Raw genomic sequence first — 17044 nt, 5'->3', positions numbered from 1 at the left:
GCTTACCAATAGCACCTAGCACGACATTATACAATCTCATTGTAATGGAATGCCGAATACCGACAGAAGCCGGATATTCTGGATGGACAAGCGTTCCTTTAGGCCCCGCGCCGGTCGCCGTACCGCCGGACCCGCCGCGGCGGCGACGGCCGCCGCCGCTGCCCGCGGCCCCGGCCGGCTTGCGCGGCGGGGTCGGCTGCGGGGTCTCGATGACGACGGGGACGCCCGAGGGCTCCCGGGCGCCGGTGAGCTCGGCGAGCTCCTCGTCGCTGGACTTGATCTGCGCCGTGCGCGGGCTGATCCCGGCGTTCGACATCAGCCGGCCCATGTCGCGCTTCTGCTCGGGCAGGACCAGGGTGAAGACGCTGCCGGACTCGCCGGCGCGGGCGGTGCGGCCGCCGCGGTGCAGGTAGTCCTTGTGGTCGATGGGCGGGTCGACGTTCACGACCATGTCGAGGTCGTCGACGTGGATGCCGCGGGCCGCCACGTTGGTCGCCACGAGCGTGGTGACCTGGCCGGTCTTGAACTGGTCGAGGGTCCGGTTGCGCTGCGGCTGCGAGCGGCCGCCGTGCAGGCCGGAGGCGCGTACGCCGTTGGCGAGGAGCCGCTTGACCAGCCGGTCCACGGACCGCTTGGTGTCCATGAAGAGGATCGTCCGGCCGTCGCGGGCCGCGATCCGCAGCGTGACGGCCTTCTTGTCGGTCTCGTCGGCCACGTACAGGACGTGGTGCTCCATGGTGGTGACCGCGCCGGCCGACGGGTCGACGGAGTGCACGACCGGGTCGTCCAGGAACATCTTGACCAGCTTGTCGATGTTCCGGTCGAGGGTCGCCGAGAACAGCAGCCGCTGGCCGCCGGGCTCGACCTGCTTCAGCACCTTCGTGACCTGCGGCAGGAAGCCCATGTCGGCCATCTGGTCGGCCTCGTCCAGGACGGTGATCGCGACCTGGTCGAGCCGGCAGTCGCCGCGCTCGATGAGGTCGTGCAGCCGGCCGGGGGTGGCGATGAGGACCTCGGCGCCGCGGCGCAGCGCGGACGACTGCCGGGAGATCGACATGCCGCCGACGACGGTGGTGACCCGCAGCCGCAGGGCGCCGGCGTACGGGGTGAGGGCGTCGGTCACCTGCTGGGCGAGCTCGCGCGTGGGCACCAGGACCAGCGCGAGGGGCGCGGTCGGCTCGGCGCGGCGGCCGGCGGTGCGGGCGAGGAGGGCGAGGCCGAAGGCGAGGGTCTTGCCGGAGCCGGTACGCCCCCGGCCGAGCACGTCACGGCCGGCCAGCGAGTTCGGCAGCGTCGCCGCCTGGATCGGGAACGGCTCCGTGACCCCCTGCTCGCCGAGGATCCGCAGCAGGCCCTCGGGCATGTCGAGGTCGGCGAACGCGGCCACCGCGGGCAGCGCGGGCGTCACCGTCTCCGGCGGCGTGAACTCGCTGGGCGGCGGGGGCGCCGTGGGACGGCGGCCGCCGCGGGAGCTCTTCGGCTGCGACGTGGACTTCGCCTGGGTGCTGCGGGGGCTGCGCTTGTGGGGGCGCTCGGAGCGGGTCATGCGTGCCTTCCTGGCCGGTGCTCGCGGCACAGCCGGGGCCCGCACCTGCACGGTGCGGGCCCCGGCTGCTCTACCCGGAACACGCGATACGGGCCCCGGCTGTTTCTCCCGGAACGCGCTCAACGCGTCCCGGACGTCTCTACCGGAACAATAGTGCGCCTCAGGACCTTCCCGCCCCGCCCGCCCGATGCCCGGACGGATCAGACCAGCCCAGGGGGCGGTCGACGTGGGCGACCTCACAGTGCCGCCCCTCCTCACAGCCGCTCGACGATCGTCACGTTCGCCTGACCGCCGCCCTCGCACATGGTCTGCAGGCCGTAGCGGCCTCCGGTGCGTTCCAGCTCGTGGAGGAGGGTGGTCATGAGCTTGGCGCCGGTCGCGCCGAGGGGGTGGCCGAGGGCGATCGCGCCGCCGTTGACGTTGACCCGGGAGGGGTCGGCGCCGGTCTCCTTGAGCCAGGCGAGGACGACGGGGGCGAACGCCTCGTTGATCTCGACGAGGTCGATGTCGTCGATGGTCAGACCGGTCTTCTTGAGGGCGTGGGCGGTCGCCGGTATCGGCGCGGAGAGCATCCGGATCGGGTCCTCGCCGCGGGCGGAGAGGTGGTGGACGCGGGCCCGGGGGGTCAGCCCGTGCTCCCGTACGGCCCGCTCGCTCGCCAGGAGCAGGGCGGCCGCGCCGTCGGAGACCTGGGAGGAACAGGCGGCGGTGATGGTGCCGCCCTCGACGACGGGCCGCAGCCCGGCCATCTTCTCCGCGCTGGTGTCGCGGCGCGGGCCCTCGTCGACGGCGACGTCCCCGTAGGCCACGGTCTCCCGTGCGAAGCGGCCCTCGTCGATGGCGCGCAGGGCGCGCCGGTGCGAGCGGAGGGCGAACTCCTCCTGGTCGCTCCGGGTGATCCGCCACTTGCCGGCGATCAGCTCGGCGCCGTGGAACTGGTTGACCGGCGCGTCGCCGTACCGGGCCCGCCAGCCCTCGCTGCCGTGGAAGGGGCCGCCGGTGAGGCCGAGGGGTTCGGCGGCCTGCCGGGAGGCGAAGGCGATGGGGATCATCGACATGTTCTGCACGCCGCCGGCGACGACGAGGTCCTGGGTGCCGGACATGACCGCCTGGGCGGCGAAGTGGAGGGCCTGCTGGGAGGAGCCGCACTGGCGGTCGACGGTCACGCCGGGGACCTCCTCGGGGAGGCCGGCGGCCAGCCATGCCGTACGGGCGATGTCGCCGGCCTGCGGCCCGACGGTGTCCAGGCAGCCGAACACGACGTCGTCGACGGCGGCCGGGTCGATTCCGGAGCGGGCGACGAGGGCGGCGAGGACGTGGGCGCCGAGGTCCGCCGGGTGGACGGCCGCGAGACCGCCCCCTCGGCGGCCCACGGGTGTGCGGACCGCTTCGACGATGTATGCCTCGGGCATGGCGACTCCTCCGGTCGGTCAGGTGGGACGTACGGCGATTCCGTCCAGGACCATGGACAGGTACTGGCGGGCGATCTCCTCGGGGCTGTGCAGGCCGCCGGGCCGGTACCAGGACGCGGCGACCCAGACGGTGTCGCGGACGAACCGGTAGGTGAGGCGGACGTCGAGGTCGGCGCGGAAGACCCCGGCGGCGACCCCGCGCTCCAGCGTGCCCAGCCAGGCCCTCTCGAACTTGCGCTGCGAGTCGGTGAGGTACCGGAAGCGGGGCTGGTCGGTGAGGTGCCGGGACTCCTTCTGGTAGATGGCGACGGCGGCGCGGTGCCGGTCGATCTCGCGGAAGGACTCGGTGACGAGGGCCTCGATGGTCTCGCGGGGGCCGAGGCCGGCGTCGAGGACGGTGTCGTACCCCTCCCACAGCTCGTTCAGGAAGCTGGAGAGGATCTCGTCGAGCATCGACTCCTTGGAGTCGAAGTGGTAGTAGAGGCTGCCGGCGAGCATGCCGGCGGCGTCCGCGATCTTGCGGACGGTGGTGGCGTTGTACCCCTGGGCGGCGAACACCTCGGCCGCCGTGTCGAGGAGTTCACGGCGCCGCTCGGGCGCGGCGCTCACCTGGGTCTTCTTCGGGCTGGCGGTCTGGGGATTCTTCGGCACGCGTCCATTCTGGTCCTAAGCGTGCTGGCTGCTGACCGAGACCGTCTCGCCGGTCATGTAGGACGAGTAGTCGCCGGCGAGGAAGACGATGACGTTGGCGACCTCCCAGGGCTCGGCGTACCGGCCGAACGCCTCTCGGGCGGTGAGTTCGTCGAGGAGCTCGGTGGTGGTGACCTTGGCGAGGTGGGGGTGCATGGCGAGGGAGGGGGAGACGGCGTTGACGCGGACGCCGTACGCGGCGGCCTCGACGGCCGCACAGCGGGTGAGGGCCATGACGCCGGCCTTGGCGGCGGCGTAGTGGGCCTGTCCGGCCTGGGCGCGCCAGCCGACGACGGAGGCGTTGTTGACGACGACGCCGCCGCCGCCGGTGTCCCGGAAGCGGCGCAGGGCGGCGCGGGTGCAGCGGAAGGTGCCGCCCAGGGTGACGTCGAGGACGCGGTCCCACTGCTCGTCGGTCATGTCGGCGAGTGCGGCGGTGCCGCCGAGGCCGGCGTTGTTCACGACGATGTCGAGGCGCCCGTGGAGGCGTTCGGCGGTGTCGTACAGCGCCTGGACCTGGCTCTCGTCGGTGACGTCGCAGGGCTGGGAGGCGACGGCGACGGCGCCGAACTCGGCGGCGAGGGCGGCCTCGGTCTCCTTGAGGCGGCGGGTGTGGGCGTCGCTGACGAGGACGCGGGCGCCCTCCTCGAGGAAGCGGCGGGCGGTGGCGCCGCCGATGCCCGCTCCGGCGGCGGCGGTGACGACGGCGGTGCGGCCGATGAGGAGGCCGTGGCCGGGTACGTAGGGGGGCGGTGGGGTACGGGTCATGGGCGCGGCTCCTTCGGGAGGCCGAGCACCCGCTCGGCGATGATGTTCCGCTGGATCTCGCTGGACCCGGCGTAGACGGTGTCGGCGCGGGAGAAGAGGAACAGCCGCTGTCGGTCGTCGAGTTCGTACGGCGCTCCGGCGGCGAGGGCGGCGGCGGGGCCGCCCACCTCGAGGGCGAGTTCGCCGAGGTCGCGGTGCCAGTGGGACCAGTACAGCTTGGCGGCGGAGGGGTCGGTCCCGCGCAGGGCGCCCGCGCGCATGGCTTCGAGGCCGCTCCAGGCGCGGGTGAGGCGGTCGCGGATGTCGGGGTCGGCGGCGGCGCCGTTGTGCCGGGCGAGGGTGACGAGGGCCTCGAGTTCGCGGCGGAAGCCGACCTGCTGGCCGAGGGTGGAGACGCCCCGTTCGTAGCCGAGGGTGGCCATGGCGATCCGCCAGCCGTCGCCGGGGGCGCCGACGACGTGGGCCGCGTCCGTCGTCGCCCCGTCGAAGAAGACCTCGTTGAACTCGCTGGTGCCGGTGAGCTGGACGATGGGCCGGATCTCGACGCCGGGCTGGTCGAGGGGGACGAGGAGGTAGGAGAGCCCGGCGTGGCGCCGTGAGCCCGGTTCGGTCCTGGCGAGGACGAAGCACCACTGGGACTCGTGGGCGAGGGAGGTCCAGATCTTCTGGCCGTCCACCACCCATCGGCCGCCCGTGAGGGTGGCGCGGGTGCGGACGGCGGCGAGGTCGGAGCCGGCGCCGGGTTCGCTGTAGCCCTGGCACCAGAGTTCCTCCACGGCGCGGACCGGGGGGAGGAAGCGGGCCTTCTGCTCCTCGGTGCCGTGGTCGAGGAGGGTGGGGCCGAGGAGCTGTTCGCCGATGTGGTTCACGCGGGCGGGGGCGTCGGCGAGGGCGTACTCCTCGTGGAAGGCGATCTGTTCCTCGATGCTCGCGCCGCGTCCGCCGTACTCCTTCGGCCAGCCGACGCAGGTCCATCCGTGGGCGGCCAGGTGCCGCTCCCAGGCGAGGCGTTCGGCGAACGCCTCGTGCTCGCGGCCGGGTCCGCCGCGGCCCTTGAGGGCGGCGAAGGAGCCGCTGAGGTGGGTCTTCAGCCAGCCCCGTATCTCGGCCCTGAACTCCTCGACGCTGCTCATGGCCGTACGTTAACCTACCAAACACTTGTTAGGGAACGGGCGAGGGCGGGGTCACCGATGGATCTCTCGTACACACGGGCCGAGGACGACTTCCGGGCGGAGGCGCGGGAATGGCTGCGCGCCCACGTGCCCCCGGCGCCGCTGCCCTCCCTGGAGACCGCCGAGGGCTTCGCCGCCCACCGCGTCTGGGAGGCCCGGCTCGCCGCCGACCGCTGGTCGGTGGTCTCCTGGCCCGAGCGGTACGGGGGCCGGGGCGTCGACCTCGCCCGCTGGCTGGTCTTCGAGGAGGAGTACTGGGCGGCGGGAGCGCCCGGCCGGGTCTCGCAGAACGGCATCCAGCTCCTCGCCCCCACCCTCCTCGACCACGGCACCGAGGAGCAGCGGGCCCGCGTCCTTCCCTCGATGGCGACCGGCGAGACGGTCTGGGCGCAGGCGTGGTCCGAGCCCGGGGCCGGCTCCGACCTGGCCTCCCTCGCCTCCCGCGCGGTGCGGACGGACGGCGGGTGGCTGCTGTCCGGGCAGAAGACCTGGTCCTCCCGGGCCGCCTTCGCCGACCGGGCCTTCGGCATCTTCCGCAGCGACCCGGCCGCCGACCGGCCCCACCGGGGCCTCACCTACCTCATGTTCGACCTGCGCGCCCCGGGCGTGACCGTGCGGCCCATCGGCCGGCTCGACGGCAAGCCCGCCTTCGCCGAGCTCTTCCTCGACGAGGTCTTCGTCCCCGACGAGGACGTGATCGGCGAGCCGGGCCAGGGCTGGCGGATCGCCATGTCCACCACCGGCAACGAGCGCGGGCTGATGCTCCGCTCCCCCGGCCGGTTCCTCGCCGCCGCCGACCGGCTCGTACGGCTCTGGCGGGCGGAGGCCGACCCCGGCGACACCGCGCTGCGCGACCGGGTGGCGGACGCGGCCATCGGGGCCCGCGCGTACCAGCTCTTCACGGCGGGCGCCGCGGCCCGCCTCGCGGCGGGGGCCGCCTCCGGGGCCGAGTCCAGCCTCAACAAGGTCTTCTGGTCGGAGTACGACCTCGCCCTGCACGAGACCGCGCTCGATCTCCTCGGCACCGACGCCGAACTGGCCGACACCGCCTGGGCCGAGGGCTACGTCTTCGCCCTCGCCGGCCCCCTCTACGCGGGCACCAACGAGATCCAGCGCGACATCATCGCCGAGCGGCTGCTCGGCCTCCCGAAGGGCCGCCGCTGATGACCTTCCTGCCCACCGGCGAACAGCGCGCCTTCGCCGGCTCCCTCGACGCGATGCTCACCGCCGCGGACACCCCGACGGCGGCCCGCGCCTGGGCCTCCGGCGACCCCGCCCCGGCCCGCGCCCTGTGGAAGCGGCTCGCCGCAGCGGGCGTCTTCGCGCTGGCCGCCCCGGAGGCGTACGAAGGACTCGGCCTCCATCCCGTCGAACTCGCCCACGCATTCGTGGAGTTGGGGCGACACGCGGTACCGGGCCCGCTGGCCGAGACCGTCGCCGCCGCCGTCCTCCTCACCGAACTCGCCCGCCTCGGCGACGAGGACCCGGCCAAACGCCTGCTCCCGGCCCTCGCCTCGGGCGCGGCGACGGCGACCCTGGCCCTCGTGGACGGGCCGGGCGCCGACGGCCGTGCCGGGCCGCACGCCCCCGGCCCTGAACCGGACTCGACCCCGGACGCGGCCCCCGGCCCCGGCTTCGGCAGGCGCGGTGCGGGCCGCCCCGGCGGGTACGGCCCCGGCCGGCACGTCGTGCCGTACGCGCTCGACGCCGATCGGGCCGACGCCGTGCTCGTCGTACGGGGCGAGGAGCTGTGGCAGGCGCCCGGCCACGGGCCGGTACGGGTGTCCGCGGACCCCGTGCGGCGCCTCGCGCGGCCCGCGCCCGGCGGGGAACTCCTCGCCGCCGGGCCCGCCGTGGCCGCGGCGGCCGGGCAGGCACGCCGCTGGGCGATGCTGGCGACGGCGGCCCAGTCCCTGGGCGTCGGGCTCGCACTGCTCGACCGGACCGTCGGGTACGCCCGGCAGCGCGTCCAGTTCGGCACCCCCGTCGGCGCGTTCCAGGCGGTCAAGCACCGCCTCGCCGACACCCTGCTCGGCCTGGAGTTCGCCCGGCCCCTGCTCTTCGGCGCGGCGGTCACCCTCACCGACGCGGACCTCGCCGCGGCCAAGGTCACCACCGGCGAGGCCGCGTACGCGGCGGCCCGCACCGCCCTCCAGGTCCACGGCGCCATCGGCTACACCGAGGAGCTGGACCTGTCGCTCTGGCTGCGCAAGGCCCGGCCCCTGCGGGACGCCTGGGGCGACCCCGCCCGGTGCCGGGCGCTGGTTCTCGACACCGCTCCCTGATCCGGCCCGATCGACCGGACACCCCTCAGGAGGCGTCCTCGCGCGGCGGGCTGTCGTCGTTGCCGCGCCGGAGTGTCCGGGTCGGGCCGTCGGCGGTCCAGATGCGGAAGACGATCTCCTCGCCGTCCACCCAGGTGCGGACGATCTCGGCCGGTTCCAGGCGGAAGAGGTGGAAGGGCCGGGGCGCGCCCGCGTCGGCCGCGTACCGATCGACGGTCCCGGGGTCGGTGATCTCGACCGCCCGACCGGAGACGCGTACGTCCCCGCCGCCCATGTCGGTGCCGGAGCCCGGATTGGCGAGCAGGGCGAACCGGGGGTCGCGGCGCAGGTCGAGCGCCTTGCGGGAGCTCGGCATCATGCCGAGCCAGAGCTCGCCGTAGCGGAAGTCCGCCTCGATGCCGCTGAGCCGGGGCGAGCCGTCCTTCCGGACGGTGGCCAGGGCGTGGTGCGTGTACTGCCCGAAGCGCTCGCGCACGGTCGCGGCGAACTCGGGTTCGGCGGCCTCGAAGGCCGCCCAGGTGCTTCCGGTGTCTCCCATGGCTCCAGGAGACACCGGATACCCGACATCTACTGTCCGGATTGCTCCGGATGCTCCTCGGGGTTCAGGAGGTGGCGGCGCGCTCCGCCTTGCTGCGCTCGACGCAGAACTCGTTGCCCTCGGGGTCCGCCAGGGTCGCCCAGCCCGTCCCGTCCGGGTTCCTGCGGTCGTCGAGCAGGGTCGCGCCGAGGCCGATCAGCCGCTCGACCTCCTCGTCGCGGCTGCGGTCCTGCGGCTGCAGGTCGAGGTGGACGCGGTTCTTCACCGCCTTCGGCTCGGGCACCTGGATGAAGAGGAGGTTCGCGCCGGCCGACTCGACCGTGGCCTCGGGGTCGCCGGGGTGGTCGTCGTCGGCGAGCCGCGCGTCCAGCGCGGCGGCCCAGAAGCCCGCGAGGGCGTAGGCGTCGGCGCAGTCGATGGTGACGTGTCGTACGAGAGAGGTCATGGCCTCATGATCGCCCGTGCCCGCGCGGGCGGGCCACCGGATTCCCACCGGTCAGCCGGCGGGGCCGAGTTGCCTTCCCTCGGTCACCGCCACGAGCGCCGCGAGAGAGGAGCGGGCGCCCTGGAGGTCGTGGATCCTCTCGTCGATGGCGTCGAGCTGCGCGACGAGCAGCGGGCTGAGGCAGGGCTCGATCTCCGCCTCGCTGCCGCAGACGCAGTCCAGGACCTCGGAGATGACACGGGTCGGCAGTCCGGCGCCGAGCAGGGCGCGGATGCGGCGGACCACGGCGGGCGCGTCGGGGCCGTAGACCCGCTGACCGCCGGGGGTGCGTTCCGAGCCGAGGAGGCCCTGTTCCTCGTAGTAGCGGAGCAGCCGTACGCTCACGCCGGTCTCCCGCGCCAGCTCACCGATCTTCACTGTGACCCCCCTCACATGTGCCCGTGAGCGCTTGAAGCTCACATCCATGTGAGCTCCTACGGTTCCGGGCATGACGCACCACACGAACTCCTCGGACACGACCATATTCCGGCTCGGCGGCGACCTCCCGGTCCGGCGTGTCGGTTACGGCACGATGCGACTCGCCGACCGCCCCGGCGACCCGACGGGCCCCGAGGCCCGCATCTGGACGGCGCCGGCCGACCGGGCGGCCGCGGTGAACCTGCTGCGGACCGCCGCCGAGGCCGGTGTCACCCTCTTCGACACGGCCGACGCCTACGCCCTCGGGGCCGGCGAGGAGCTTCTCGCCGACGCCCTCCACCCGTACGGCGACGGGGTCGCGGTGGCCACCAAGGTCGGCGTGGTCCGGCCCTCCCCCACCGAGTGGGTGCCGCTCGGCCATCCCGCCTATCTGCGCCAGCAGGCCGAACTGAGCCTGCGCCGGCTGCGCACCGAACGCATCGACCTCCTCTACCTGCACCGTCTCGACGAGAACGTCCCGGTCGCCGAGCAGGTCGGCGCCCTGAAGCGGCTCCAGGAGGAGGGCAAGGTCCGGCACATCGGCCTCTCGGAGGTGACCGTCGCCCAGCTGGAGGAGGCCGAGGCGGTCGCGCCGATCGCGGCCGTGCAGAACCTGTACAACCTGGCGACCCGCGCCCACGAGGACGTCGTCGAGCACACCGCCGGGCGCGGGATCGCGTTCGTGCCCTTCTTCCCGGTCGCCATGGGCGGGCACGCGGGTCCCGACGGTCCGGTGGCCCGGGTCGCCCGCGAGGTCGGCGCCACCCCGTCGCAGACGGCCCTGGCCTGGCTGCTGCACCGGGCCCCGCACATCCTTCCCATCCCGGGCACGTCCTCCGCGGCCCACCTGGTGGAGAACCTGGGCGCGCTCGACGTCACCCTGACCGAGGAGCAGTTCGCGCGCCTCGGCGAGGAGGCGGGTGCGGACTCGGGTTCATGACCGGACGATGCCCTGGGCCCGGGCCGCGGCCAGCCACGCGGGGAAGTCGGCGACGATCCTGTCGTACAACTCCGCGTCCGGCACCCGGTTCGGGTCCTGCCCCGCGTGGAAGAAGCCCGCGTTGTCGATGGGCCGTTTCGCCGGCACGGCCAGCTCGTCGAGCCGGCGCAGGAACTCGAACTGGCGGCTGCCGGGGTCGCCGAAGCCGATGAACTGCCAGAAGATCGGCAGCCGGGCCGCCTTGCACACGTACCGCTCGGCCGCGAGCTTGTTGATCGGCCCGCCGTCGGTCTGGAAGACGACGAGCGCGGGCGCGGTGGAGCCGCTGTCCAGGTAGTGGTCGATGACGGCGTCCATGGCGAGGTGGTAGCTGGTCTTGCCCATGTGGCCGAGGCCCGCGACGATCCGGCCGATCCGGCCGGCGTGGTCGTCGAGCCGGATGTCGGTCTCGGCGTCGATGTCCGTGGAGAAGAACACGACCGGCACACTGCCGTCGTCGTCGAAGTGCGCGGAGAGCCCCAGCACCCGGTCCGCCAGGGCCTGGACGCTGCCGTTGTTGTAGTACGGCTTCATCGACCCCGAGTAGTCGACGACCAGATAGACCGCGACGCGCTGCCCGCTGATCCCGTGCCGCTGAAGCGAGGCCCCCGCCGACTTGTACAGGTTCACGAGCGCGGGCGCGGTCTCCTCGACCTTCCGCAGGCTCAGTGCCATGGTTCCCCCTCGGTCTTCGACGACTCGTCGAGCCTAATCGGTCTGAAATCATGGCCGCCCGGGGCGGAGCGACGGAAGCGGGGGCGTGTGAGCACCACGGCGGAGAACGGTACGGAGTCGGGCACGGGGCCGGAGAACCGTGCGCCGGGCGTCCGCAGGGCCCTGCTCATCGGAATCCGTGACACACCGAGCCTGGCCGGCAACCCCCGTCTGTCGAAGCGCTTTCCATCCCTGGAATGCGTCGACGACGACGTCCGGCGCATCGAACAGGCCCTGCGCGGCTCGGGATACCAGGTGACGTCGTTCCACCCGGGCCACCCGCTCGAAGGGCACCACGACACGTCCAAGGACATGATCACGCAGGCCATGGAGGACTTCCTCGGGAGCTGCGATCCGGGGGACACGGCCCTCGTCTACGTCTCCGGGCACGGCGTCTCCATCGACCACCGCGACTACGTCCTCCCCTCCAGCGCCCGCCACCGGGCCGCCGACGACGCCCTCATCCCCAGAACCCTGATCGAGACGACCGTTCCCGACCTCCTCGGCGAGGTTCCCGAGGGAGTGTCCGTCGTCGTCTGTCTCGACATCTGCCGCACCGACACGCCCGGTACCGCTCCGAACGCCGTGCAGCCGATGGTCGGCAACGCTCACGACGGCGTGGCCTGGCTGTTCGCCACCGGCCGGGGCGAGGCCGCGTTCGCGGACCCCGAACGCGGCAGTCACTTCGGGCTCGCCCTGTCCGAGGCTCTGTCGCCCGTCCATACGCCGCAGACCCTCGGCGAGGTGCGGGAGTTCGTCCAGGCCCGCGTCCACCGGTTCGCTCGGAATCTGGACGGACGGCCCCCTGCCGTCGAGCTCAGGACCTCCCTCGGACGGGCCGACTGGTGGCGCGAACTGCCCGTGTGCGACGGCTCCGAGGAGACCGACCGCTGGGAGAGGATCCTTTCCGATTCGGTTCTGTGGCGGCACACCTCGGGTGGTCCCGAAGCCCATGAGCGGGTGAAGACGGCGCTCGCGGTCCTGACGGCCGAGGTCGCCCGGAGCCGCGTCGGGCAGGACGCGGAACTCACCGCGCCATGGCACGACCCCTCTTATCCCGAGCGGGTGGTGAACACGCTCGGCCTGCTCGTCGAGGGCGCCCGGCTCTCGGGCTCCGAACGTCTCTCCCCCGCCGAGACGGCGGCCCTGCTCGCCGCGCCGCTGCTGCACGAGGGCGTCGTGGCCGTCGCCCTGAGCGAGCTCGCCGAGCTCCGCCCCGAACGGCTCGACCGGCCTGCGCAGAACGGCCGGGGCACCGAACCGGACGGAGGCCACGCCCGGCTCGTCTGCGACGCCGCCGCCGATGTCTGCCGAGCCCACTCACGGGTCCACCTCACGGCCACGACACTGCGGCGCCGGAAGCTCACCGACGCGGCCCTCGCCGCCGACCACTGGCTGCGCCATCGCTTCATCGCCGACTGGGACCGGCTGTGGGACCGCACACCCGACTATCCGGCGGTCAACCGGCTCCTCGACCTGGTGGTCACCGCCGTCTCCGCGGCCGCCGAGGGCACGACGTTCCCCCAGCCCTCCATCGTGGACCGGCACGTCCGCCGTGTGCTGCCGCACATGACGGTCGCCCCCGGCTCCAGCCCTCGCATCGACGACTCCGGCAGCCCGGACTGGGGCCGCTACGACCGCCCGGTGCCCGGCAACAGCTGGCGCGGCCGGGAACTCGCGTTCCTCCTGTGGCTGGCTGCTCTGCTCGCCGCCGATCCGCGCCGGATGTCGAGCGTGCTCGTCGACCATCTCGGTGCCCATGAGCCGCTGACCGCCGCGGCCGTGGTCGGCGCCCTCGGCGCCTTCGGCTGCGAGGTGCTCGACGCGGAGGGCGACGACACCACGACGTACGCGATGCGCCTCACCTGCCCGCACCCCGCGCTGCACGCGGCCCTCGAAGAGCTGGCGGCCATCGCCGACGGCTCGGTGCGCGCCCTGCACCGCAGCTGGTACGACGAACGGCGCGTCGCGCCCGACCTGCTGCGGGGCGTGCCGCGCCGGGTGACCACCGAGTTCCTGGAGCCGGCCGGCCGCAGCTACACCAAGCCGCTGGAGCGGTTCCGCCTCGCCGAGGACGAGATCCGCCCGCTGCTCATGGGCACGCAGCTGTACGGCGACCGGATGCTCGCCGTGCGCGAGCTGTACCAGAACGCCCTGGACGCGTGCCGCCACTGGTGGATGCGGAGGGAGTACGGGCGTGAGCAGGGGCGGTTCCGGGGCACGGACGACAAGCCCCGGATCCACTTCGTCCAGGCGTACGACGGGGACCGGCCGTACATCGAATGCCGCGACGAGGGCTCCGGGATGAGCCGCGAGAAGCTCACCTCGATGTTCGCCCGGGCCGGCAAGCGGTACGAGCAGGACCCCGACTTCGTCCAGGAACGCCGCAACTGGCGGCGGGCCGGCCTGAAGCCGCTCCCGTTCAACAGCCGTTTCGGCATCGGCGTTTTCAGCTACTTCATGCTGGCCGAGGAAGTCGTGGTCAGCACGTCCGCCGTCGACCTGTACGGCAACCCGTCCCGTACCGTCGCCCCGCTCAAGGCCACGGTCCAGTCCGGCTCCGGTCTTCTCCAGATCGGCGACTCGGACACCGTGTCGCTCCTGAGCGGCACGGCCGTCCGCCTCTACCTGAACGCCGAACCCGACGAGGAGGCACCGCCGTCGGTGGTGGAGACGCTCCGGCGGCTGCTGTGGGTGAGCGACTTCCCGGTGACGGCGGTGGAACACGACCGGCAGGGCAACGAGATCCGGTCGGAGGTCTGGGAGCCGGACGTGCTGCGGTCCTCGAAGGAACGGGCCGCCGCGTGGTTCGGCCCGCCCGTACGGGCGGGCGAGGACAGCTGGATCGTGCAGGGCAAGGGGCAGATCCTGCTCGACGGGGTGGTGGTGGAGGACGCCGCCGAGGTCACGGGCTACGTCTTCAACCTGCGCGAGAGGCACCGTCCGGTGCCGAGCGTGAACCGGAACTCCCTGCTGTCCTACGCCGAGAGCACCGTACGGGAGGAGATCCTCGCCGGGATCCCACAGGCGGCCCGCGCGATGGACGAGGTGTCGGTGCGCTGGCTGTGGGGGCTCTCCACGAGCGAGCCGCGGATCGCCGTCCGCCTCTTCGACCACCTGTCGCCCGAGACCGTCGGCGTCCTCGGACCCGACCCCAACGGCTTCGACACCTCCACGGCTCGGTCCCTCCTGCGACACGCGGGTGTTCTCGCCATCGACACCGAACAGCACGCGACCAACCCGGCGTCCTTCACCAACGAGGCCGGAAGGAGGATGCTGCGTCGTTGGCGCCTCCACTCGCTGGGAATGGAGATGCACAAGAAGCGCATCCCCGCGTCCGACCAGTACCCCCGTCCCGTCGGCCTGGACTCCGTGCTCATCTCCACCGCGGCCTTCGTCAGGCCATGGATCCCCGCTCTGGAGGCGGCCGCGCTCGCCGACGTCCCCCTGGCGGACACCGTCCGGGCCTTGCGCCGCTACGCCATCGCGGGGGCGCGTGTGCCCGCCGTACGGAACCACGCCGTCCTGCGTGACGTCGATCGGCCCGGCGAGCCGCTGCTGGACCTCTGCCGCGCGTACGAGAGGACCGTCCGGTCGCGGCCGGATGCCACCGGTCCGGCTCCTCACGCCGCTCTGCTGGCCGTGGCCGCCCTCCATGACGTGGCACCGGCCGAGCTCCTGCCCGATCTGCGCGTACTCCTGAGCCTCGGCGTCGACATCCCCGACGCGGAAGCTCTGGAATCCGTCGACCTGAGCACGAAGTTCCCCGCTCCGCAAACCGCCTTGCTCACCACGGAGGACCTCGACATGGAACCGTGGCTTCCGGCCACGGTCCACCCGGTCGACCTCCTGGTGCGGGCGCCCCGGCCGTCCCAGCGACATCGCCTCGCCGAGCGGATCACGTCCCTGGAACCGCTCGGTTTCCGACTGGCCGCGGATGTCGGCGAGGAGGTACTCGACCACCGGGCGCTCACCTCCGTCGAACTCAAGCTGCTGTCACGGGACTCGGACGGGACGCCACCCTGGCTCCCGTCCGGGCGGGTGGTCATGCGCCAGCTGCTCAACACGAGCGCCGAGCTGCGACGGACGCTCGGGGATGTCGTCCGGGAGATCAACGCGCTGACGCACGTGACGGGTGTGTCCGCGCCCGACGTCCCGGCCGAGTGCGCGTCCTGGATACCCGCCCACTGGTCCGCCCTGGCTGCACTCCGCAGCGGCCGACTCTCCGCAGGGGCACCGCTCAGCTCGTGGGCGCTGGTCAACTACGCACACCGCCAGGATCCTCGTCCCACTTCCGAGCAGTTCCGCCGGGAGCTCACCCTGGCGCAGGCGTGCGGGCTCCTCGACGATCCCGTCGACGTCGTCGTGGACCAGTACGAGCACTACCCCCCGACACTCGTCCACCTGCTGGAGTTCGCGTTCCGCCCTCGCACGAGGCATCGACATCTCCATGGCTCGGACGGCACGGTCAGCGTCCCCCTCCTCCTGTCGTACGCGGCCGGCCGCCGCATCACGTTCGGCGCCGTCCTCGACGAACTGACCGGCGTCGACACCCGGCTGCCGCTTCACCTCCCCCGCGTTCCCGAGGAGGCACGACGCCTCTCCCCGACCCCGGCGGACCTGGTGCACCTGATCAGTGCCGGCACCGGACAGCAGGGCTTCCGGAGCGAGTTGACATGCCGCGGCCTCCTCTCGGCGGCTCAGGCCCGGCGCAGCACTCTCGGAGAGGCCGCGGCAGTCCTCGCCGCCTACCACTGCCTCGGTGCGCCACCCGTCCCGGGCGAGCTCACCGCTCCCCTCGCCGAACTCGTTCCCACCGACTTCGACGTCGCCGCGTTCGAAAGCGGCCTGCTCGGCCCCGGCGTCCTCGGCCCCCTCGAACTCGTCCTCGTAGCCGGCCGCTTCGGCTGGACGATCGGCAGGACGTACGACCGCTACGCTCCCTTCGCCGCCCTCGGACTCGACGTCACCGTCCGCGAACCCGAGGACGAGATCCGGGACACCGTCCCGCACTGGCGGGATGTCATCGTGCTCACCCGGGAGTTGACCGGGCGCGCACCCGCCCTCTCGGGAACCGTCGCACCGGAGCACGTCGTTCTCTGTTCCGAGGAGACGGAGGAAAGCGAGGAGGAGGTGCTCGCCCGCCTCGGTCGGTACCGGCGTCTGTTCGATCTGACCCTTCCCGCCCCCGGAGGACCGCGCGCATGAGTTCCACCACCCCCTATCGTGAGACGGACCGTCCCCTCACCCAGCCGCTCACCGGTTTCCTCTGGGAGACCCGGGACGGCGGGCGCGTGCAGGCCACCGGGGAGTGCCCGGAGTGCCGGTGCGTGACCGCCCGGGTCTGGGAGGACATCCAGTACGTCACCAAGGGGCCGGGCCCCGGCCCGCGCGTGTTCGACCTCGGTGAGCCGAAGTTCGCCATGTGCCAGTGTGCGACGTGGCATGTGGATCGGCCCGCGAGCGTGCCGGACGGGTGCGGGGCCTCGTTCTGGATCGCGCCGCCACCGCACGGGCTCGGTGCGTGACCGTGGAGGAGTTCACGGCGAAGGAGCTGCGGGACGCCGACCTACGGGTACGGGCCATGGCGACGCCGCCCGAGCAGCTGAGGGCCGCCGTCCAGCAGGCGGAGGGGTACCGGAACTTCCTGGCGACCCTCACCGGGCTGCTCACGGTCGTGTTCGTGCTCAAGGGTCAGGAGAACCTGAGCAGGATGACCACCGGGCCGCGGTGGTGGGTCATCGGGCTGCTCGCCGGGGCGTTCCTGCTGCTCGTGCTGGCGTCGTGGCTGATGGTCTCGGCCGTGCACGAGCGGCCGGGCCGGACGCTGCGGTCGGGGGCGGTGGATCTGCTGCGGTACGAGAGGAAGCGGGCGAAGAAGGTCCGCCGTATGACGGCCTGGGCCCGCTGGATGGGGCTCGCGGGGGTCCTGGCCGTGTCGGCGGCCTCGCTGGTGACCTGGGCCTTCCCCGGCAGGAGCTGAGCACGACCCAGGCGGCCGAGAACGCGCATCGGCGCCCTCCCAGTCGTCCGGTCGGG

Annotated in this window: 14 protein-coding genes and 1 pseudogene; 6 read left to right on the top strand and 9 right to left on the bottom strand. The window is 73.0% G+C overall.

Annotated features, from left to right (window positions below; translation table 11 throughout):
- The 5 genes from ACFVZH_RS04285 to ACFVZH_RS04265 all read right to left on the bottom strand — a co-directional run.
- The coding region (locus ACFVZH_RS04285; protein WP_384892909.1) for a DEAD/DEAH box helicase at positions 1 to 1546 on the bottom strand (1546 nt) is incomplete at its 3' end.
- Positions 1547 to 1800: 254 nt separating this feature from the next.
- Complete coding sequence (locus ACFVZH_RS04280) at positions 1801 to 2958, bottom strand: acetyl-CoA C-acetyltransferase (protein WP_384892906.1); 1158 nt, start codon at positions 2956 to 2958, stop codon at positions 1801 to 1803.
- An 18-nt stretch (positions 2959 to 2976) separates the two neighbouring features.
- Positions 2977 to 3609: a TetR/AcrR family transcriptional regulator gene (locus tag ACFVZH_RS04275; protein WP_384892903.1), complete on the bottom strand. Its 633-nt coding sequence runs from the start codon at positions 3607 to 3609 to the stop codon at positions 2977 to 2979.
- A 15-nt stretch (positions 3610 to 3624) separates the two neighbouring features.
- On the bottom strand, positions 3625 to 4416 hold the full coding sequence (locus ACFVZH_RS04270) for an SDR family oxidoreductase (RefSeq protein ID WP_384892900.1): 792 nt from the start codon (positions 4414 to 4416) through the stop codon (positions 3625 to 3627).
- A complete protein-coding gene (locus ACFVZH_RS04265) occupies positions 4413 to 5549 on the bottom strand; it encodes an acyl-CoA dehydrogenase family protein (protein ID WP_384892897.1) in 1137 nt (378 codons plus the stop codon). The genes ACFVZH_RS04270 and ACFVZH_RS04265 overlap by 4 nt, the downstream gene beginning before the upstream one ends.
- A 57-nt stretch (positions 5550 to 5606) precedes the next feature.
- Here ACFVZH_RS04265 and ACFVZH_RS04260 point away from each other — a divergent pair, with 57 nt between their 5' ends.
- Together ACFVZH_RS04260 and ACFVZH_RS04255 are read left to right on the top strand one after the other, a co-directional pair.
- Positions 5607 to 6752, top strand: a complete 1146-nt coding sequence (locus tag ACFVZH_RS04260) for an acyl-CoA dehydrogenase family protein (RefSeq protein WP_384892894.1) — start codon at positions 5607 to 5609, stop codon at positions 6750 to 6752.
- Entirely contained in the window at positions 6752 to 7873 is a 1122-nt protein-coding gene (locus ACFVZH_RS04255) for an acyl-CoA dehydrogenase family protein (protein WP_384892891.1), read from the top strand. The genes ACFVZH_RS04260 and ACFVZH_RS04255 overlap by 1 nt, the downstream gene beginning before the upstream one ends.
- Positions 7874 to 7898: 25 nt before the next feature.
- Here ACFVZH_RS04255 and ACFVZH_RS04250 read toward each other — a convergent pair whose 3' ends face one another.
- From ACFVZH_RS04250 to ACFVZH_RS04240, 3 genes and pseudogenes are all read right to left on the bottom strand, one after another.
- Positions 7899 to 8411, bottom strand: a complete 513-nt coding sequence (locus tag ACFVZH_RS04250) for a pyridoxamine 5'-phosphate oxidase family protein (protein ID WP_384892888.1) — start codon at positions 8409 to 8411, stop codon at positions 7899 to 7901.
- Between the two features lie 73 nt (positions 8412 to 8484).
- A pseudogene (locus ACFVZH_RS04245) lies at positions 8485 to 8856 on the bottom strand (VOC family protein); the annotation flags it as partial.
- Between the two features lie 51 nt (positions 8857 to 8907).
- Positions 8908 to 9273, bottom strand: coding sequence for a MerR family transcriptional regulator (locus tag ACFVZH_RS04240; protein ID WP_384892885.1), 366 nt, complete (start codon positions 9271 to 9273; stop codon positions 8908 to 8910).
- 70 nt (positions 9274 to 9343) lie between these two features.
- Here ACFVZH_RS04240 and ACFVZH_RS04235 point away from each other — a divergent pair, with 70 nt between their 5' ends.
- Positions 9344 to 10252, top strand: a complete 909-nt coding sequence (locus ACFVZH_RS04235; RefSeq protein ID WP_384892882.1) for an aldo/keto reductase — start codon at positions 9344 to 9346, stop codon at positions 10250 to 10252.
- Here the strand turns inward: ACFVZH_RS04235 and ACFVZH_RS04230 are convergent.
- A complete protein-coding gene (locus ACFVZH_RS04230) occupies positions 10247 to 10966 on the bottom strand; it encodes a VWA domain-containing protein (protein ID WP_384892879.1) in 720 nt (239 codons plus the stop codon). The genes ACFVZH_RS04235 and ACFVZH_RS04230 overlap by 6 nt on opposite strands.
- An 87-nt stretch (positions 10967 to 11053) precedes the next feature.
- Between ACFVZH_RS04230 and ACFVZH_RS04225 the strand changes: the two genes are divergently transcribed.
- Genes ACFVZH_RS04225 through ACFVZH_RS04215 form a run of 3 tightly spaced genes read left to right on the top strand, consistent with a single transcriptional unit; the run spans position 11054 to position 16988 of the window.
- Positions 11054 to 16213, top strand: coding sequence for a caspase family protein (locus tag ACFVZH_RS04225; protein WP_384892876.1), 5160 nt, complete (start codon positions 11054 to 11056; stop codon positions 16211 to 16213).
- A complete protein-coding gene (locus ACFVZH_RS04220) occupies positions 16210 to 16533 on the top strand; it encodes a hypothetical protein (RefSeq protein WP_384892873.1) in 324 nt (107 codons plus the stop codon). The genes ACFVZH_RS04225 and ACFVZH_RS04220 overlap by 4 nt, the downstream gene beginning before the upstream one ends.
- Positions 16530 to 16988 (top strand): hypothetical protein, encoded by a 459-nt coding sequence (locus tag ACFVZH_RS04215; protein ID WP_384892870.1) that lies wholly within the window; start codon positions 16530 to 16532, stop codon positions 16986 to 16988. The genes ACFVZH_RS04220 and ACFVZH_RS04215 overlap by 4 nt, the downstream gene beginning before the upstream one ends.
- The last annotated feature ends 56 nt before the right edge of the window (positions 16989 to 17044 follow it).

This window comes from Streptomyces sp. NPDC059534, from assembly GCF_042743475.1.
GTDB lineage: Bacteria > Actinomycetota > Actinomycetes > Streptomycetales > Streptomycetaceae > Streptomyces.
Note: the sequence above shows the minus strand (reverse complement) of the source record. Positions and strands in the feature narration are given on the sequence as shown.